The 18,922-nt window shown below is 64.7% G+C and carries 18 protein-coding genes and 1 tRNA gene; 14 read left to right on the top strand and 5 right to left on the bottom strand.

Translation table 11 applies throughout. The features are described 5' to 3' along the window. Window positions 1-7 precede the first annotated feature (7 nt). Window positions 8-901, bottom strand: a complete 894-nt coding sequence (locus ACLLJI_RS01345; RefSeq protein WP_434617028.1) for a hypothetical protein — start codon at window positions 899-901, stop codon at window positions 8-10. A 309-nt stretch (window positions 902-1,210) separates the two neighbouring features. Between ACLLJI_RS01345 and ACLLJI_RS01340 the strand changes: the two genes are divergently transcribed. The 6 genes from ACLLJI_RS01340 (at window position 1,211) to ACLLJI_RS01315 (ending at window position 8,871) form a co-directional block, all read left to right on the top strand. Then, window positions 1,211-1,999, top strand: coding sequence for a DeoR/GlpR family DNA-binding transcription regulator (locus ACLLJI_RS01340; protein WP_434617025.1), 789 nt, complete (start codon window positions 1,211-1,213; stop codon window positions 1,997-1,999). After that, on the top strand, window positions 1,996-2,970 hold the full coding sequence (locus tag ACLLJI_RS01335; RefSeq protein WP_434617022.1) for a 1-phosphofructokinase family hexose kinase: 975 nt from the start codon (window positions 1,996-1,998) through the stop codon (window positions 2,968-2,970). The genes ACLLJI_RS01340 and ACLLJI_RS01335 overlap by 4 nt, the downstream gene beginning before the upstream one ends. Before the next feature lie 4 nt (window positions 2,971-2,974). Next, window positions 2,975-5,005: a PTS fructose transporter subunit IIABC gene (locus ACLLJI_RS01330; protein ID WP_434617019.1), complete on the top strand. Its 2,031-nt coding sequence runs from the start codon at window positions 2,975-2,977 to the stop codon at window positions 5,003-5,005. An 11-nt stretch (window positions 5,006-5,016) separates the two neighbouring features. Further along, window positions 5,017-6,762, top strand: coding sequence for a putative PEP-binding protein (locus ACLLJI_RS01325; protein ID WP_434617016.1), 1,746 nt, complete (start codon window positions 5,017-5,019; stop codon window positions 6,760-6,762). A 28-nt stretch (window positions 6,763-6,790) separates the two neighbouring features. Next, entirely contained in the window at window positions 6,791-7,066 is a 276-nt protein-coding gene (locus tag ACLLJI_RS01320; RefSeq protein WP_283558793.1) for an HPr family phosphocarrier protein, read from the top strand. A 224-nt stretch (window positions 7,067-7,290) separates the two neighbouring features. Then, window positions 7,291-8,871 (top strand): MFS transporter, encoded by a 1,581-nt coding sequence (locus tag ACLLJI_RS01315; protein ID WP_434617012.1) that lies wholly within the window; start codon window positions 7,291-7,293, stop codon window positions 8,869-8,871. Window positions 8,872-9,129: 258 nt separating this feature from the next. Here the strand turns inward: ACLLJI_RS01315 and ACLLJI_RS01310 are convergent, their stop codons facing one another. The 3 genes from ACLLJI_RS01310 to ACLLJI_RS01300 all read right to left on the bottom strand — a co-directional run bounded on the left by ACLLJI_RS01310 (window position 9,130) and on the right by ACLLJI_RS01300 (window position 11,184). Further along, a complete protein-coding gene (locus tag ACLLJI_RS01310; RefSeq protein ID WP_434617009.1) occupies window positions 9,130-9,903 on the bottom strand; it encodes an SDR family NAD(P)-dependent oxidoreductase in 774 nt (257 codons plus the stop codon). 121 nt (window positions 9,904-10,024) lie between these two features. Then, window positions 10,025-10,345 carry a GNAT family N-acetyltransferase gene (locus ACLLJI_RS01305; RefSeq protein WP_283558796.1) on the bottom strand — a complete coding sequence of 107 codons (321 nt, stop codon included), beginning with the start codon at window positions 10,343-10,345 and terminating at the stop codon, window positions 10,025-10,027. Next, a complete protein-coding gene (locus tag ACLLJI_RS01300; protein WP_434617005.1) occupies window positions 10,342-11,184 on the bottom strand; it encodes a hypothetical protein in 843 nt (280 codons plus the stop codon). Before ACLLJI_RS01300 ends, ACLLJI_RS01305 begins: the two co-directional genes overlap by 4 nt. A gap of 313 nt (window positions 11,185-11,497) precedes the next feature. On the opposite strand from ACLLJI_RS01300, the gene ACLLJI_RS01295 reads away from it, so the two are divergent. After that, window positions 11,498-12,529 (top strand): hypothetical protein, encoded by a 1,032-nt coding sequence (locus ACLLJI_RS01295; protein ID WP_434617002.1) that lies wholly within the window; start codon window positions 11,498-11,500, stop codon window positions 12,527-12,529. A 46-nt stretch (window positions 12,530-12,575) separates the two neighbouring features. After that, window positions 12,576-13,664 (top strand): IS630 family transposase, encoded by a 1,089-nt coding sequence (locus ACLLJI_RS01290; protein WP_434615665.1) that lies wholly within the window; start codon window positions 12,576-12,578, stop codon window positions 13,662-13,664. 103 nt (window positions 13,665-13,767) lie between these two features. Here the strand turns inward: ACLLJI_RS01290 and ACLLJI_RS01285 are convergent. Then, window positions 13,768-13,843, bottom strand: a tRNA-Lys gene (locus ACLLJI_RS01285). A 115-nt stretch (window positions 13,844-13,958) separates the two neighbouring features. Here ACLLJI_RS01285 and ACLLJI_RS01280 point away from each other — a divergent pair. From ACLLJI_RS01280 to ACLLJI_RS01255, 6 genes are all read left to right on the top strand, one after another. Continuing rightward, entirely contained in the window at window positions 13,959-14,606 is a 648-nt protein-coding gene (locus ACLLJI_RS01280; RefSeq protein WP_434616999.1) for a hypothetical protein, read from the top strand. 256 nt (window positions 14,607-14,862) lie between these two features. Continuing rightward, window positions 14,863-15,099: a hypothetical protein gene (locus ACLLJI_RS01275; RefSeq protein ID WP_283558801.1), complete on the top strand. Its 237-nt coding sequence runs from the start codon at window positions 14,863-14,865 to the stop codon at window positions 15,097-15,099. A 178-nt stretch (window positions 15,100-15,277) separates the two neighbouring features. After that, the gene (locus ACLLJI_RS01270) at window positions 15,278-16,042 is read left to right on the top strand and encodes an AfsR/SARP family transcriptional regulator (protein WP_434616995.1); all 765 of its coding nucleotides are present in this window, start codon (window positions 15,278-15,280) and stop codon (window positions 16,040-16,042) included. An 81-nt stretch (window positions 16,043-16,123) separates the two neighbouring features. Next, window positions 16,124-16,870 carry a hypothetical protein gene (locus ACLLJI_RS01265; protein WP_434616992.1) on the top strand — a complete coding sequence of 249 codons (747 nt, stop codon included), beginning with the start codon at window positions 16,124-16,126 and terminating at the stop codon, window positions 16,868-16,870. Between the two features lie 235 nt (window positions 16,871-17,105). After that, a complete protein-coding gene (locus tag ACLLJI_RS01260) occupies window positions 17,106-17,303 on the top strand; it encodes a hypothetical protein (RefSeq protein WP_434616989.1) in 198 nt (65 codons plus the stop codon). Between the two features lie 141 nt (window positions 17,304-17,444). Continuing rightward, window positions 17,445-18,845: a hypothetical protein gene (locus ACLLJI_RS01255; protein WP_434616986.1), complete on the top strand. Its 1,401-nt coding sequence runs from the start codon at window positions 17,445-17,447 to the stop codon at window positions 18,843-18,845. Window positions 18,846-18,922 lie beyond the last annotated feature (77 nt).

The following is an 18,922-nucleotide window of genomic DNA, read 5'->3' as shown; positions in this document are numbered from 1 at the left end:
GCGACGGTCACCGTTGAGGACTTTGTCCGCTGTCCTTTCGGCCCAGGTGCGGTAATGACAGACGACGGCGGGAGGCCCCAGCCGGGCCGGTAGGGCCAATATCCCGGACCGTGCGCCCCCTGGGGCGCTCCAGTTCAATGTGGAGGTCCGCCGGGAAAATCAACGGTGCAGAGCCGAACGCCTTCCGCGTGGCGGCGACGACGGCGCGGCCCATGATCAGGTTCCCGCCGCCACCGATCACAGCACCGATGCCGAACGGAACGGCCCGCCCGAGCCAGGCCGTTCCCTCACGGAGCAGCAGCTTCTTCAAAAAACGCTTCTGAAGCTGCACGCCGACGGTCTTCACGGCCGACGTCGGCATGCCCTTGCCCACAACCAGCCCCCACGCCTTCATCGGAGTCTGACCCGTTCCGAGCATATGCCCGGTCAGGCCCTGGACCATTGAGGTGCCTTCCTCGCCCAGCATGATCGCCATCACCGTGGTCCGGGCCCGTTCCGGATCCGCCAAACGCACCCCGTGAAGCTCCGCCACGGACTGTGCGTAAAGTGCGGTCGTCTCCAGAAAGGCCACTGTTGCGGCCGCCGAAATGGACAGCGAGGCCACCGTCCCCAGTCCTGGAACTATCGCGGCGGCACCGATCGCGGCGCCTCCGCCCGAAACTGTTCTGAGGAAATCCCGTTCCAGCATGTCACTGAGCTGCGCCGTTGAAGCGTGCGGATGTTTGTGCCGGAGTCGGCGCAGATTAGCCAGCACCAGCGGCCGCTGGACGTCCACGGCCCGCAGCAGTGCCTTCGCAACAGCGGGTTTGGGGTTGCCCTGCGTATCGAACGCCGCCTCGGTGGCTATCCGCAGGGCCGGATTCGCTTTGCCGCGCCCCTTTAATTTCAGCTGCTTCGCCATCTGTACCCCTGACCTCGGTTGTTGGTTAAAGCGTAACGCCCGGCGGCTGTGAACCCGAGGGGGTGCGCGCAGCGGACCCAGCGGCTGTGGCACCCATACCGGTGAAACTCTGACACCGAAGAACCTAAAACCTCGCCCTCCCGCCACCCAAGGCCCCAAGGCCTCAAGGCCCCAAGGCCCCAAGGCCCCAAGGCCCCAAGGATAACTATCTGTGTTTTGTTGGTATTGCTTGACAAACAAAGAGAAACGCAGATAAAGTCAATGAAACCAACATCCTTGTGATGCTCGTCACGACACCCTGGAGGCCCGATGTTTGCCGAAGAGCGGCAGGACAAGATCGCCGAACTGGTCGCCGCCCGCAGCCGGGTGACGGTCGCCGAACTCGCCGATTTATTCAGAATCACCACAGAAACCGTCCGTCGGGACCTCGCCGGACTGGAAAATACGCGGCGTCTGCGGCGCGTCCACGGGGGCGCCGTCGCATTGGACAGGCTCAGCATGTCCGAGCCGAGTCTGGGCGAACGCCAGTCGCAGCACCAGGACGAGAAAAGCCGAATTGCCGCGGCGGCCGCTGCCCTGATCCCCACCGCCCGGACAGGGTCAGTGATCCTTGATTCCGGGACCACCACCGCCCTGCTGGCCGAGCATTTGGCTAACTGGACGCCGCCGAGTCCGGGCGACGGATTGCTGGTCATTACCAATGCCGTGCCGATAGCGCACAGACTCTCGGCCAACCCGGAGCTGCAGTTGGAAATCCTGGGCGGCCGGGTCCGTGGCCTGACCAGCGCCATCGTCGGGGCAACGGCCACCGACCGGCTGGAAGCGCTCCGGCCGGACATTGCCTTCGTTGGCGCCAATGGCGTCCACCCGGACTTCGGTTTCAGCACGCCGGACAGCGTTGAAGCAGCCGTCAAGGCTGCCATTGTCCGCTCTGCGCGCCGGGTGGTAGCCCTGGCGGATTCATCGAAACTCGGCGAAGAGACGCTCGTCCGGTTCGCCACTTTGCGGGAAGTCGACACCCTCATCACGGATGCCGCCCCCTCCGGAGAACTTGCGGCGGCTCTGGCCGCGGCCGACGTCGAGCTGGTGATCGCATGATCGTGACCCTGACTCCAAATCCCAGCCTTGACCGGACCATCGAGCTGACGGCCCCGCTGGTCCGCGGTGAAGTCCAGCGTGCCGGGGCCGCACATCAGGAGCCGGGCGGGAAGGGCGTGAACATTGCCCGTGTGCTTTCCGCTTCCGGAGTTGACTGCCTGGCTCTCCTGCCCGGCGACCACGACGACGCCGTGCTGGTGGCGCTGCGTGCTCTGCAGATCCCCCATCTGGGCCTGCACCTGGGGGTGCCGCTACGCAGCAATATCGCCATCACCGAGCCTGACGGAACCACCACCAAGCTCAACGAGCCGGGACCTGTCCTGGACGAAGAACAGCAACGCGCTCTGGTACAGCTGGTGACCGCAAACTCTGAAGGGGCCAGCTGGCTGGTCCTGGCGGGGTCGCTGCCGCCGGGCCTCCCTGCCGATTTCTACTCCCGGCTCAGTGCCGATGTGCGTTCCAGATTCGGCACAGCAGGTCCCAAAATCGCCATCGATTCCTCCGGCGCGCCACTGGCCGCAGCCCTGGCCGGGCCGGCGGATTCCCTGCCGGACCTGCTTAAACCCAATGCCGAGGAACTGGCCGAGCTGACCGGTTTCCCGGATCCGTACATGCTGGAGGCCAATCCGCTGCTGGCCGCCAAGGCTGCACGGACGCTCGTGGACGCCGGCGTGGGCGCTGTCCTGGCCACGTTGGGGTCCAAGGGCGCGGTGCTGGTCACCGCCGAGGGCGGCTGGTTGGCCCGCAGTCCGAAAATCAATGCCAAAAGCACCGTCGGCGCGGGCGACTCCGCCCTCGCCGGCTATCTGCTGAGCCAAGCAGCCGGAGCCACCGGCCCGCAAAGCCTGCAGCAGGCGGTCGCCCACGGGGCAGCTGCCGCATCCCTGCCGGGATCCACCGTCCCGGCGCTTTCCCAAACCAATCCCTCTGCCGTTACCGTTGCGGCCCTGGCTGACGCCAAGGAGAACTGAAGAAATGACTGCACTAATCACCCCCGAGCTGGTCACCCTGGACGTCGATCTTGGCACTGAACCTGCCACGGTGATCCGCCACCTCGCCGAGCAGATCGCGTCCACCGGCCGCGCGAGCGAAGTTGAGGGACTGTACGCCGATGCGTTGGCCCGCGAGCAGAAGACGTCCACAGGCGTTCCCGGCGGAATTGCCATTCCACACTGCCGTTCCACCGCCGTCATCGAGCCCACGCTGGCCATGGCCCGGCTGGCTCCGGCCGTCCCCTTCGGCGCCAAGGACGGCCCCGCGGACCTGATTTTTTTCATCGCCGCCCCCGAAGGGGCGGACCAGGAGCATCTGCGGCTGCTCTCCAAACTGGCCCGGTCGCTGATTAAAAAGGACTTCACCGCTGCCCTGCGCGCGGCATCGTCCGCCGATGAGATCGTGGCCCTGGTCGAGGGCGCCATCGCGGACAAGCCAGCAACAGACTCGACTGCGACGGCAGCGTCGGCAGCGACGGCCGCAGGGGCGCAGACGTCCGCGCGGCCAAAGCGCCTCGTTGCCGTCACCGCCTGCCCCACCGGCATCGCCCACACGTACATGGCGGCCGATTCGCTCGTAGCCGCGGCCAAGGAGGCCGGTGTGGAACTGCAGGTGGAGACCCAGGGCTCCGGCGCCGTCACACCGTTGGACCCGGCCGTTATCGCCGCCGCGGATGCCGTGATCTTTGCCGTCGACGTCGACGTGCGCGGCAAGGAGCGCTTTGCCGGCAAACCCGTCATCAACGCCCCGGTGAAGCGCGGCATCGACGAGCCGGCCAAAATGGTCCAGGAGGCCCTGGCCGCGGCGGACAATCCGAACGCGCACCGGGTGCCGCATTTCGGCGCCGAGGAGCAGGCCGAACACGATGCGGAGGCCTCCGGCGAGCACATCGGCCAGAAGCTGAAGAAGGCGCTGCTGACCGGCGTCAGCTACATGATTCCATTTGTGGCCGGCGGCGGGCTGCTGATTGCCCTGGGCTTCCTGCTCGGCGGATATACCATCAGCACCATCGCGGACAAAGTGGTGCTGGCCAACAGCCTCACGAACCTGCCCGACGGCGGACTGCCCATCTATCTGGGCGCCGTTGCCTTTAAGATCGGCGGCCTCTCGCTCGCCTTCCTGGTCCCGGCGTTGGCCGGCTACATCGCCTTCGGCATCGCGGACCGACCGGGCATCGCGCCCGGCTTTACCGCCGGCGCCGTCGCCGGTTTCATGGGTGCGGGCTTCCTGGGCGGCCTAGTGGGCGGTCTGCTGGCCGGGTTCATCGCGCACTGGATCGGCGGCTGGCCCGTACCGCGTTGGCTGCGGGGCCTGATGCCCGTGGTGATTATCCCGCTGCTGGCCTCGATCGTGGCCTCGGGCCTGATGTTCCTGGTCCTGGGCGGGCCGATCGCGTGGTTCACCACGGTCCTGAACCACTGGCTGTCCGGGATGACCGGCGCCTCCGCCGTCGTCCTCGGTATCATTTTGGGCCTGATGATGTGCTTCGATTTGGGTGGTCCGGTCAATAAGGTTGCCTACTCCTTCGCTGTCGCCGGCCTCGGTGCCGGGTCGGTCACCAACCAGGCCCCGTGGCAGATCATGGCAACAGTGATGGCCGCCGGCATGGTTCCGCCGCTGGCCATGGCGCTGGCGACGGCGCTGGACAAGAGCCGCTTCAGCCTGGCCGAGCGCGAAAACGGCAAGGCCGCCTGGCTGCTGGGTGCCTCCTTCATCTCCGAAGGTGCCATTCCCTTCGCCGCGGCGGATCCGCTGCGGGTCATCCCTGCCAGCATGCTCGGCGGGGCTGTCACCGGGGCGCTGTGCATGGCGACCGGCGTCACCTCCCAGGCCCCACACGGGGGAATCTTCGTTTTCTTCGCGATCGGCAACCTGGTGATGTTCATCGTTTCAATCCTGGCCGGGATGGTGGTCACCGCGTTGGCGGTCTTGGCCCTGAAGCGCTGGGCCGTAAGGAAGCCCGTTGATACTGTTGCAGCAACCGGCCCGGCACCGGTTCTGGTCAGCCAGTAGGGGGTAACGCCATGAGGACATTTCAAGGAGTCGGAGTGACTCCCGGCCGCGTGATTGGACCGGTACGTCAGATGCCGCCCGCGGTGCCTGCGCCCGCAGCCGGCGAAGGTCTCGACCCGGGAACGACTCCGGAGGAGGCCGCAACGGCGCTGCGTACGGCGGCGGCTTCGGTGCAGACCGAGCTCAAGCACCGCGGGTCACGGGCCAGCGGGGATGCAAAGGACGTGCTCGAGGCGACGGCCCTGATGGCTGCCGACCCGATGCTGCTCAAGTCGGCGGTCAAGCTGATCAACGGGGGCGCCTCGGCCGAGCGCGCAATCTGGGAAGCGGGCGACGGCGTCGCCACCATGCTGCTGAACCTCGGCGGCTATATGGCCGAGCGTTCCCACGATGTGCTGGACGTCCGGGCCCGGATTGTCGCCGCGCTGCGCGGTGTTCCGGCTCCGGGCATCCCGGATTCGACGGTGCCGTTTATCCTGCTTGCAGAGGATCTGGCGCCGGCGGATACTGCCACCCTGGATCCGGACAAGGTGCTTGCCCTGGTGACGGCCAGCGGCGGCCCCCAGTCACACACGGCCATCATCGCCCGGGCGCTGGGCCTGCCGGCGGTCGTTGCCGCCAAGGGCGTGGCCCAGCTGGCGGACGGCACCACGGTCTACGTGGACGGCGCCGCCGGCGAGGTCACGGCCGAGCCCGATGCCGCACGCGAGGAGAAGGCCACGCTGTGGAAAGACAGGGCTTCCGTGCTGGCTGACTTCGACGGCCAGGGCCGCTTGGCCGACGGAACGGCCGTACCGTTGCTGGCCAACGTCGGCGGAGCGAAGGATGCACTGGCTGCCGCTGCCGCCGGGGCCGAGGGTGTGGGCCTGTTGCGCACGGAATTCTGTTTCCTGGGCCGCGATACAGAGCCGTCGATCGAGGAGCAGGTGAGCGCCTACAGGGGTGTCTTTGATGCCTTCGCCGGAAAAAAGGTGGTGATCCGGACCCTCGATGCCGGGGCGGATAAGCCGCTGCCCTTCCTGACCGATGCCAGCGAGCCGAACCCCGCCCTCGGTGTCCGCGGATACCGCACGGACTTCACCTCCCCGGGAGTTCTGGAGCGTCAGCTGCAGGCGATCGGTGCGGCGGCGGCGGATTCAGCCGCGGATGTCTGGGTGATGGCTCCGATGATTTCGACCCCGGCAGAGGCTGCCGATTTCGCCGCGCTCTGCACGGCCGCGGGTCTGAAGACGCCCGGTGTCATGGTGGAAGTCCCCGCCGCGGCTCTGAGCGCACGGCACGTCCTGAAGGAGGTCAGTTTCGCCAGCATCGGCACCAATGACCTGACGCAGTACACCATGGCCGCGGACAGGCAGCTGGGGCCGCTGGCCGCGCTGAACGATCCTTGGCAGCCTGCGGTCCTCGCGCTGGTCAAAGCCACGGTCGACGGCGCCGGGGCGGCACGCGCCGCAGCCGGCGGCAGCGCCGTGGTCAGCGCCGGCACGAGTACGGGCGGCGACAGCGCCACCGGAAAGCCGGTGGGCGTCTGCGGTGAGGCAGCCGCTGATCCCGCGCTCGCCGTCGTACTGGTGGGCCTGGGCGTCAGCACGCTGTCCATGACGGCACGTGCGCTGCCGGCCGTCAGCGCTGTGCTGCGCAGCGTCACGCTGGAGCAGACCCGGGAGCTCGCGGCACTGGCACTGGGCGCCGCAAGCGCCACCGGGGCGCGGTCCGCGGTGCGGGAGCATCTCTCTGTCCTCGACCAGCTCGGTCTTTAGCAAACCCCTACCTAATCAGGAGAAAATCATGTCAGAACGCACCGCCACCATCGCCAGCCGCGTCGGACTGCATGCCCGGCCGGCCGCCATCTTTGCCGAAGCCGCGGCGGAGCTTCCGGTTGAGGTCAGCATTGCCATGCAGGGCGACCCGGCCGAGGACGCACTGGATGCCTCCAGCATCCTCTCGCTGATGGGGCTGGGCGCTGCATGTGGCGACGTGGTCGTGCTGAGGGCCGAGGGCGACGGCGCCGACCAGGCACTCGAGACGCTGGCGAAGATCCTCGAAACAGACCACGACGCGTAGTTCTCCGGTGGCCGGGCCCTGTCCGGCGCCCCGATGGCAACCACAGCGAGACCCCGGGAAACCCCCGGGGTCTCGCTGTTTTCGGACGAGTTCACCGCGGCCCCATAACGAGCACGTGAACCCGGCGTCTGGGGATATGGCCCGAAATCATGTAAAATTGAAGGTCTGCCCGGAGCGGGGCAGCTACAAGTCGCAAGCAAATGACCTCCACGAGAGTTGACCAAATGCCCACAGACCGAAGCTCGAACGACTCAATTACAGGTGTACAGGACACACCCAGGCAGACGCGTCCCGCGCGTCTGCCACGACTAAAACGCCGGCGCCTTGCCGTCGGTGACGTTAATATCGTCGACAAGCCGATGCTCAAAAAAGCCGTCGGCGGCACCATCGTCGGAAACACCATGGAATGGTACGACGTAGGTGTTTTTGGCTATCTCATCACCACCATGGGACCGGTTTTCCTACCGGAATCGGACAAATCCGTCCAGACGCTGTTTTTGCTGGGCACGTTTGCCGCGACCTTCATCGCGCGCCCGCTGGGCGGGGTCATCTTCGGCTGGTTCGGAGACAAGGTGGGCCGGCAAAAGGTGCTCGCCACGACTCTGATGATCATGGCCGCTTCCACCTTCGCGGTCGGCCTGTTGCCCGGCTATGCCCAAATCGGCATCTGGGCCGCCGTGCTGCTGGTGCTCCTCAAGCTCGTCCAGGGATTCTCCACCGGCGGTGAGTACGCCGGCGCCACGACCTTCGTCAGCGAATACGCCCCGGACAAGCGGCGCGGCTTCTTCGCCAGCTTCCTGGACATGGGCAGCTACATCGGCTTCGCCGTCGGTGCTGCGCTGGTTTCCGTACTGCAGCTGACACTGGGACAGGGCGCCATGGAGCAGTGGGGCTGGCGCCTGCCCTTCCTGCTGGCCGGTCCGCTGGGCCTGATAGCCGTCTACTTCCGCAGTAAAATCGAGGAGTCCCCCCAGTTCCAGGCCACCCTGGATGCACAGGAGGCTGTCGCCAAGGACGCCCAGGCCGGGGATGCGGCCGCGTCCAAGGGCCCGATGGGCATCATCAAGGCCTACTGGCGGCAGATTGTGCTGGCCATGATCCTGGCCGCTGCCGCCAACACCGTTGGCTACGCCTTGACCTCCTACATGCCGACTTATCTGACCGAATCCAAGGGGTATGACCCGGTCCACGGCACGCTGCTGACCATCCCAGTTCTGGTCATCATGGCCCTCTGCATTCCGCTGACCGGCCGGCTCTCCGATCGGGTCGGACGCCGTCCCGTGTTGTGGGTAGGCGCTGTCAGCACCGTCGTACTGGCCGTGCCGGCCTTCCTGCTGATCGGCATTGGCGATGTTTGGTCAACGCTGCTTGGACTGGCCCTGGTCGCCTTCCCGGTCACGTTCTACGTGGCCAATCTGGCCTCCGCCCTGCCGGCGCTCTTCCCGACCGCCAGCCGCTACGGCGCAATGGGCATTGCGTACAACTTCTCGGTGGCCATCTTCGGCGGCACCACGCCGTTCATCGTGCAGGGACTCATTACGCTGAGCAACGACGACATGATGCCGGCGTATTACCTGATGGCCACGTCCACCATCGGGGCGGTGGCCATTTACTTCCTGAAGGAATCCGCGCAGAAACCGCTGCCGGGGTCCATGCCCAGTGTGGGCACCGTGGCGGAGGCCCGGGAACTGGTGGCCGGCCAGGATGGGAACCCTCATCTGGTGCTGGATGACATGCCGTTCGACGAAACCTACGAACCCGCAACCCCGGCGAAGGGCATTCCCGAAACGACCCTTGTCGGCTGACACCAGAACACCGACGGCGGCGCGCCCCGTTTGGAGCGGGCCGCCGTTTTGCACGGGGCCGGACGCCGTCGCACCTTAGCCGCCGTATTCAAGCGGGCGCCGCCGTCGAACATCAGCAGCCGGACGCCGCCGCAATGGAGGCCAAGCCGGCCCGGCAGCTTAAGAACCGACGGCTCACGTTCAGTCATATTAACATTGTGGACCGGCCGACACCGCCGAGCAGACGCTGTTCCTTCGCAGTATGCCTGGGGTCAGCCCCTAACGCCCGCGCTTTCCTGCATATGCGCCCAACCGCTCCGGCACAAACCTGCTCAGCGCGGCCAGCACCGCATAGCGCTTGGACGGCACCGAGACGCTCTTTCCCATAAATGCAGCGGCCAGTCCCTCGCCCACCACCCGGTCAGCTTCCAGCCACATCCACGCCGGGATTTTGGCCGTGGAGGCACCCATCCGCTGATGGAATTCGGTGTGCACAAAGCCGGGACAGACGGCCGTCACATGTACGCCTCGCGGTCCGTAGTTGACGTTCGCCCATTTACTGAAGCTGATGATCCACGCCTTGGACGCCCCATACGTGCCGCGCGGGATGAAGCCCGCCATGCTGGCCACGTTGATGATCCGGCCCCGACCGCGCGCCAGCATGGGTTCCAGTGCGGCGTGCATGAGCTGCATCGGCGTGCTGACCAGGATGTTCAGCTGGTCCAACTCTTCCTGCCGCGTGTTCTGCTCGAATTGTCCCGCCAACCCGTAGCCGGCGTTGTTGACCAACACCGTCACGTGGTTCTCGGGCTGCGTCAGGCGTGCCGCCACAGCGGCAACGCCGGAGTCCGTCCGCAGATCCGCGGTGATGGTCTCCACGGCAATGCCAAAGTCCTGCCGCAACTTGACAGCCTTCGCTTCCAGCCGCCCGGTGTCGCGGGCCACCAACACCAGATTGTAGCGTTGGGCACTCAGCTGCTGGGCAAACTCCGCTCCCAGCCCCGCCGTCGCACCCGTGATCAGGGCCATTCCATTCTTCACAGCGTCAGTCATTCCCCCATGCTACTCACGCGCCGCCGTTAGACGTCCGGCTCCACACGCCTTTCCGCAGGAACGTCCGCGGTCCGCCCGGTGTCACCGCCGAGCGGGGCCCGGACGTCACGGATGAGCGGACCTAAGCCGTCTCGGGCCAGTCGGTGACCTGAACATAGTCCTCATGCCGGCGCAGAAAGCCAGCGATAAAAGAACAATGCGGGATGATCCGCTTGCCGGACGCCGCCACATCGTCAAGAGCGTAGCGGGCGAGAATCTTCGCCATGCCCTTGCCACCGAAGGGCTCCAGGGTTTCGGTGTGGATGAAATCCACATGCCCTGGCAGGTCGTTGAACTGCGCCACGGTGGTCAGCGTCTCCCCGACCCGCAGCTCATACTGATGGTCCTGGTCATTGCGCAGCATCGTCACGTCGTTGTGGAAAGTCTCGGCCGTGTCAGTCATGTCTCGACCTTGGCACGGCTGGTACGCGCTGGCAATGCCCCGGCAGAATCCCCCCACCCCGACCAGCGAGTGTGGAGATCTGCCCCTTCAACACCGCTTTTGCGGGGCTGATCTCCGCACTCTACGGCGGGTTGTAAGGTTGCGGGAGCGCCTGCGGTTGGGCGGGCGACGGCGGGACGCATTTCCGCGGGTGCCTGGCGTTCCATTTCGGGAGGTGCCCCACGTTCCGCTGTGGCTGCCTGCCTGCGTTCCGTTGAAGCGCCCTGACCGGCGGTGGGAACGCCCGCGGCGAGTTCGGCTGCTCCCAGCGCGGCCTCGAGATCCGCCACGGTCCGCTCGTAGGCGGGTCCGGCACCGGAACGCAGCAGCGCCGCCTCGCGCATGACACGAACCAGTGCCGCCGTTTCCGGCTGGCACACGTCCGACAACGCGGGATAATCAATCATCTTGCCGACGTCCAGCTCATAGACGCTCCAGCGGGTCAAGACGTCGTCGTGACGTGCGGCAACGGCGCCAAACCCGATCCGGTCAGCACGGCGCTGGGAGCGGCTCCTCTGGAACGCCTCCAGACGCGGGGCGCCGCGGTACGCCGAAGCGCCAGCCAGCAAAGCGAGCACGAGCAGCGAGGCGCCGGCGGCAGGACTGTAAACGGCGGGAATAATCACCGCAGGCAGCACGAATGCCAAAGCCAGGAAGCTGTGCCAGAAAACGGCGTCACCCCGGACACCGCCGTCCCTGCCCAGTTGCAACCTCAGCGCATAGACAGTTGCCGCAACGCTGACCGTCACTATCACTGCGCAGCACAACAGCTGGACGAATTCCGCTGCTAAAGCGGACATGCCACCACCTCCGACCCGGAGCACCCTGACCCGGCGTGACCTCCGCCTGAAGCGCACTGACCGGTGCCCTCACGTCGGGTTGTCCCGCTCGTTTACCACTACCTCCATTGGAATACTTCACACGAGATTGGTCAATGCTCCCGCGGCCGGTCGCGGCATTGGATTGGTGCGCGATACACGATGAACGCAAAGGAGTGCACGTGAACGGCGGCACATGTGTACGACGTGCCGGAATCCGGGCTGGGACCTGGGTGGACAAAGCGTCAGTCCCTGCACCCATTATTGAAGAATACAACATATGAGGAGACCAGCAATGAGCCAGAGACCTGCCCTCTCGCAACGCGCGAGAGCCATGACCCACACTGTCCGCGCCGGTCGGGGCACTTCTCTGACTCTGATCGCCGTTCTGCTGTTCATCAGCGGCGCCGTCCGGTTCGATGGGTCAGCGCTGCTGCCTGTCATTCTGGCTTTGATCGGACTCCCGCTGCTGATCACCGGTTTCCGGGCAGGGGCGAAAGCCCGCGCATTCAACAGGGCGGACTTCGCTTTGGCCGAAAGTCTCGACCAGGAACTCGGTGAGCTGTACCGGCAGCCCGGGCACAGACGCCTATCAACCCGATTCGACCTCGGGAATCTTCGGAAACGCCACAGTCATCGAGCTGGAACGCCATTCCATCAGGACACCGCCGGCAATATGGCCGGCACTTTGGACCACCAATTCAGCATGTTCTCCCGGTCCACCGGATTCTCCGTCGGTGGCGTCGGAGGATCCGGCCTGCTGGGCACTGTGAACAGCTCCGCCATGCGCGGCTTCATCAATGGCGTTTCCAATGCAAACCTGTCCATAACCCAGACAACCAGGGCAAATCTCCTTGGTGACGCGCTGTTCAGCGTCCTGGAATTTGACGCAGACAACGGGTACAAAGACACAATGCGCGTCATTAGCGTCTCCGCCCCTGCTGCGGCATCGTGGATAGCTGACCTGGTGACCAGCGTTGGTCACTCGCTGGGCGGACCTTCCACCCACGCGGGGGCGAGCGTCGGCCGGTGGATACATCCCCTGACCGACCGGTTCACTCCGCGCGACATCAGCTACACAACCGACAGGCTCAGAGCCCTCGAACGCAGCAGGGACGGCTCCCCCGTCTCCGTGTACGGCGCGCCGGTGGGACGAAATGCCATACTCGGCACCCGGTTCACGTTCGCGGATGGTCAGCAGACGAACATCTTCCCCGCGCGGTTTCCTGCCCTCCTGGGCCAGGCCATCGGGATAGGTACTCGTCACGCCGTCGCAGGCAACGACGCGGGCCGGACCAAGCAACTCGAATCAGTCAAGCCCGTCTAGTGGTGTGTCTCCAAATAGTTTATGACTTGTGGATTAAGCTGGGAACATGTCGAATCCAGCTCCCGCATTGACCCTCACCGACGCCCAGCACGAGGTCTTGGAGGCCCTGTCCAAGTCTCGGCTTGCTTCACATCGCGAGGTGCAGCGGGCGCAGGTTCTCCTGATGGCTGCCGAGGGCCTGGCTAACGAGTGGATCTCCCGGGTGGTGGGTGTAAGCCCGGCGACGGTGCGGGCTTGGCGTGCCCGGTTCGTAGGGGAAGGGCTGAAGGAGTTCGGCAAGGTCAAGGAGGGGCGGGGGCGCAAGCCGGCGATCCCGGAGTCGAAGATCGCCGAAATCGTTGAATTGACGCGGTTTTCCAAACCGGAGGGTGCGACGCATTGGTCGGTGCGGTCCATGGCGGCACGTGTCGGTGTGTCTCCGGCGCAGGTGCAGCGGATTTGGGCGGCACGTGGGCTGAAGCCGCACCTGATCAAGACGTTCAAGCTCTCCACCGATCCGAACTTTGACGAGAAGCTCATTGATGTGTGCGGGCTGTACCTGAATCCGCCGGAGAACGCGATGGTTTTCTGCATGGATGAGAAGACCTCGATCCAGGCTCTTGACCGTTCCCAACCGTCCCTGCCGATGGTCAGGGGTCGGGCCGAGACCGTAACGCATGACTACAAGCGCAACGGAACCACCACGCTCTTCGCGGCCTTGGAGGTCGCCACGGGAAAGGTCCTGGGATCCTGCGTGCCCAAGCACCGGCACGATGAATTCCTGGGGTTTCTAAAAACCATCGAGAAGGAGGTCCCCAAGGGCCTTCAAATCCACCTCATAGTGGACAACTATGCGACCCATAAGCATTCGAACGTGAAAGCGTGGCTGGAGAAGAACCCGCGGTTTCACCTGCATTTCACCCCAACCTCCTCCTCCTGGCTGAACCTGGTGGAGCGCTGGTTCAGGGACCTCACGGAGAGGGCACTGCGCCGCGGGGTCTTCCACTCGGTGCCGGATTTAATCGAGAAAATCGAAGCCTACATCCGCGTCAACAACGAGAACCCCACGCCGCTGATTTGGACAGCGACCGCCGACTCCATCATCGAAAAAGTCCGCCGCGGACGCGTAGCCCTCCAAGCCACAAAACAAAACTGAGACACTACACTAGCTGGTACAGCCCGGCTTGTTCTGTCCCTGCCGGCAAATGCTCCAGCACAAGAAATCCCCGCCCTGCTGTGCCGGACGGGGATTTCTGCGCTGGTGGGCCCTGTGGGGCTCGAACCCACGACCCACGGATTAAAAGTCCGATGCTCTACCAACTGAGCTAAAGGCCCTCACCAGTCCGCGCTGTTTCCCGCGGCGGACGCTACCTAGAATAGCGCACACAGCGGCGGTGCCGGGAATCGACGAAATCTCGACCAGTCAGGGGCACAGGAGTAGTGTCGTGGCATGAGTGCAACACCCGGTTCCCACGTTCCCCGGCCGCATAAGCCCAAGCCTTTTGCACCCGCGGATTTTGAGCCTTTTGCCGGCGGTTCGGACCCGGCGCGTGTGTCCGAGGCAGCCCATCTGGCAGCCCAGGCACTCGTTCACCGGGGCCGCAAGAGTGATGATCCCGCGGTGACCAAACGGCTGGTCAAACTTGCCGACCAGCAGGGACTTGAAGCCATCGCGGAATTGTGGGCCCAGAGCCCGGCCCGGTCCCTGCCCGGGGCGTTGTGGCGCCTCTACGCCCTCCGCGCCGCCACGCAGCAGGACCCGGAGCGTATTTCCATTTTCTTCCGCGCCGGCCAGGATACTGCGCAGGTTTCCCACGTAGTCGCGGGTGTGGCCGATCCGCCCGGCGCTGATGAGCTCAAGACCATGGCGGACGCCATTTTATCGGGGGCGTTCGACGGCGACTTCGACGTTGCGCTGGAACGTTCGGCGGCCTTCTGCCGGGTCGTCGCGCTGGGCCAGTCCCGCGTCGCCGATGAGCGCGAACGCGCCGACGGCGCACACGGGGACCGGCTGACCAGGAACGCGGCGCAGCTCATCAAAACCGCCGAGGACCTTGAGCACGCGGCCGCATCCTGGCGCCGCAACGAGCTGGACTAGCGATGGGGCAGCGTGAATGTGATCTTGCTTAGCGACCAAGGGCAGTCCTGATCCCGTCGAACCCATCCTAGTCAAGCAGGCCCTTCGCACTCAGCTCGATGATTCGCGAATATCGCACCGCACTAACGGGACGCAGTCGCGCCGCCGGAGCGGGCTTCATCCACAGGGCCGATCCGTACATGGCTAGAACAGATATTGGGGCCTAAACTGGGCAGATTACCGACGGGTAAGTGTGACTCAGACAGGGGGTGCTGAAATGAACAAGAAGGATTTGGCGATAGTCGCAATGGACGACGAGGAGGCAGCGGAGGAGACCACCGGGCGGGGCACCATGGTGATCCGGATCTGGTCGGAGGAAGGTGACGAAGGCGGGTTCCGGGCCCGTCTGATCTTTAGCCGTACCGCCAAGGATCGGCCCCATCTGCGCGTTGCCGGGAGCCACGACGAGATTCTTCAGACGGTACGGCAGTGGCTTGAGGAGATCGATGACTAAACCTAAGTCTGCCCGCTTTCACCGCGCATAAAAACAGGTAATTCCCCCCGCATTATTTCATTGACAACCCATGGTCGAGTGACCATGCTGGGTGATGGACCGGGAATCATTCAGTTGGTTCGGAGGCTCCAATTAATCTTAGTTGTCGGCACCGCAGCGGCGCAGATAGGGGGGCAGGATGGACGGGCCTGGCAGCCAACGTTGGGAGCTCAAACTCTTGGGCTTCTGGCAGCTCAAATTGGACGGGCAACCAGTTGCCGTCGGTATCCGCCAGCAGCGCGTCATCGCAGCCCTGGCTCTCTTGGGAGCGAGGTCGCGGCACTCCCTCTCCAGCCTTTTATGGCCGGACAGCTCCGAGACACAGGCAGCGGGAAATCTGCGGGCCAGCGTCTTCCACATCACCCATAAGCTCCCTTCCTTCTTGTGCGCCTCCAACGATTCACTGTTCCTGGAGCCGGACGTAGAGGTTGACTTTCACCGGATCCGCTGGCTTATCGCGGACATCCAGGACAGCGCGGCTACTGTGGCCGCCGGTTCAGCGGACATTCTGCACAACGCGGACCTCTTGCCCGACTGGTATGACGACTGGGTCATCTTCGAGCAGGAGCGGCTGCAACAGCTGCGGCTTGACGGGCTGGAGACGTTGGCCAATTACTACCTGCGGATGGGCGCCCTGGGACGCGCGACGGAGGCCGCACACGCGGCTACATCGATCGAACCACTGCGCGAGAGTGCCCAGTTGATCCTGCTCCGCTGCCATCTCGAGGCCGGCAATAATGCCTCGGCCACGCGGGCATTCATTGAATTCCGTGGCCGGTTAGGCCGTGAACTGGGGGTAAGGCCCTCCTCCCGTTTTGCAGAACTGCTGGATCCGCAGCCCACCAGCACCCCGCCTTCGGCGGAGTCACAGTACCGCCTGCCCCGCGCCGGCGGCGCAGGCTAAGGACCCTTCACGCCATCACCCAAAATGCTGCGCCAGCGACTTCGAACCATTCGGTAGTTCCCAGTAGATGAGAGGTTGGCAATGCATATTAAATTCATCACCAGTACCTTCAGCGTGTTCGTCCTGATTTCCGGGATGCTTCTGGTTGGAGGAGTCACCGGAGATGTGGCCGCCGCCGATGCGTCCCCCGACAGATCCCACCGGGAAACCCGCCGATCCAACAGCCTGGACACGGCGTCGTCGGCCATTCCCACGGCAGCGCAGCCGGCGGTGACCGACGACGCCCAGAGCACGGTGCGGACAGGCTCCTCGACGGGGAAGGCGGCAGCGGTTGCCGTGGCCACCAGCAATTGTGAAGGATGTTCCGGTTCGTCAACCGCTTTCCAGGTGGTTTACTTCGACGGCGATACTGCCACGGCGGACAATTCCGCTGCGGCTTGGTCCAGTTGTCCCTCGTGCACCTCCTCAGCGGTTTCGGTGCAGCTGGTGGTGGCACGGAAAGCCAGCCAACTCATCGTCAACAACAGGGCACTGGCGCTCAACGTGAGCTGCACCAGCTGCACGACCACATCGGCCGCCATCCAGTTTGTCATCACCGGAGGAACCCGCCGGGAGCTGTCCGCCCAGGCAAAAACCATGATTACCCAAATCCAGACCGAGCTCGCAGACAGGCTTCGGGCCGCCCCGCACCCGCAGGGGCTGCAGCGGTCCGCCCCGCAGGCCAAGGGGCTCACGGATGACACCGCCGAGAGGTTGGCACAGATCATCCTGAAGGACGTGGGCGCTGCAACGGTGCAACGCAACGTTGACGTGCAGGCGGGTCAATAACAAGCCCTGAGGGCAATAAAAACCGGTAATAAAACCGTCACCAACGGTCCCGGGAGGAGCGGCTGCGGCCGGCTTATCCCGGGACCGATTTCCTACCCGGACGCGCCTCCCGCCCCGAAATCCGGCAGTAACGGGGCAGTAACGGGGCAGTAACAGGGGCCACTATTTACTTTGGGTACTGGCTTCACTGAGGCCTTGATAACGGAACCATTTTCCATGGAAGGGGGTGAATGAGATGGAGAAACTGACCGTCACCGAGCTGGAGGGACAGAGCGTAGAGCTGCTCCCGTCCCGGGAGACTCTGCTCCTGAACTTCAACATCAACTGGGCAAGCGTCATGGCTTCGAATACGTCGTATGCAGTCAATGCCGCGACCCTGCTCTCGAGCGCCACGAGCGGAGCCTGGCAGACCATTAGCGTCCACCAGCGCTGATAGCCCCCGTCAATCGGGCACTGGTGTGACAGGCGCCGGACGGAATCTGGCTCCATTTCAGTTGCACCCCAGCGGCGGGTTCACCACTCATATGGGCGGTGAACCCGTCGCCGCAACGTCCCGCTACCGAAGGCATACGCAATGACTATTGACTCCAGTGAACAGCGGATGGTCCAATGGCGCCTTGTCCCCGGGGTGGAGCTGTTGGGCGCCGTGACCGGTTCCGGACTGGTACAGAAAACTTTCCTGGTGCAGCGCCCCGATGGCCAGGTCATCCAGCTTTCCGCGCTGCTGAACCTGATTCTCAAAATGGCCGCGACGGAGCCGACCACCGACGTGCTGGCCCACAAGGTGAGCGATCGCTACGGCAAAGAGCTGGATCCGGCCGGGCTGACCCAGCTAATCGAGCAGAAGCTCCGGCCGCTTGGTCTGCTGGAAGATGCTACCGGCATGGTGCCTATGAACAAACCCGCGCCCACCGCTCGCCCGATCCTTGCACTTCGCCTGAAGGGGACCATAATTCCGGTGGCCACCGTCAACCGGCTCGCGGCGCTGCTCAGGCCGATCTATTTTCCGCCGGTCGTTATCCTGAGCCTCGCGGCCCTGATCGGACTCGACATTTCGCTGTTCTTCTCCGGCAACGTCATCTCCGCTCTGGAGCAGATCCTCGTCACCCCGACGCTGCTGCTGGGTCTGTTCGTCATGATGGTCGTCGGTGCGGTGATCCACGAACTCGGGCACGCTACGGCCTGCAAATATGGCGGCGCCGAGCCCGGGGTCATCGGCTTCGGCGTATATCTGGTGTTCCCCGCATTCTTCACCAATGTGACCGATTCCTATCGGTTGGACCGAACGGGCCGGCTGCGGACGGATCTGGGCGGTCTGTATTTCAACCTCTGGTGCGTGCTGCTGGCCGGTTTCGGCTTCGTCCTGACCGGCGATGGCATCCTGGTGCTGTTCGTCATCGCCACACAGGTCATGATGCTCCAACAGCTCCCCCCGACCATCAGGCTTGACGGCTACTTTGTACTCGCGGACCTGGCCGGCGTGCCGGATCTTTTTTCCCGCGTCGGTCCGGTTCTGCGCAGCCTCATTCCCGGCCGTCCCGTAGACCCCCGGGTCACGGAACTGCGGCCGGCAGCGCGGCGGATCGTCAAGGTATGGGTACTGACCGTCGTACCTGCCCTCGTCCTGCTCCTTGGCTGGCTGTTGTGGAACCTGCCGGTCATCGCCGCCCAGGCGGCCGCCGCCGTAATCGTCCATGCGCACGCCGCGAGTGCCGCCTGGAGCGCGGGCCAGCCGGTCGCCGTCGTGCTTTCCTGGCTGTCAATCTTCCTGCTGGTACTGCCGATTCTCGGGATCATCGTAATGATCCAGCGCCTCGCTGCCGGCGCCATGACCGTGGCGCACCGCCGCATGGCCGCCAAGCGCAAGCGCTCCGCCGGCACACCGCCCTATGGGCGGCACAGCGCGCCGGTCCCGGCGCGGGCGTGGGCATCCGCGAGCCACCGCCCCAATAACGCCGCGATAACAGGGCAGTAACAGTCCCGGCTATCTACTGGTACAGGCGATATTTTCCAAGCCGATCGATCAAAGTACGAAACGCGAGAGGGGGTGAA

This window comes from Arthrobacter sp. A5, assembly GCF_051131705.1.
GTDB lineage: Bacteria > Actinomycetota > Actinomycetes > Actinomycetales > Micrococcaceae > Arthrobacter_M.
The sequence above is the reverse complement of the archived record's forward strand: the minus strand, read 5'-3'. Positions and strand labels throughout refer to the sequence as shown.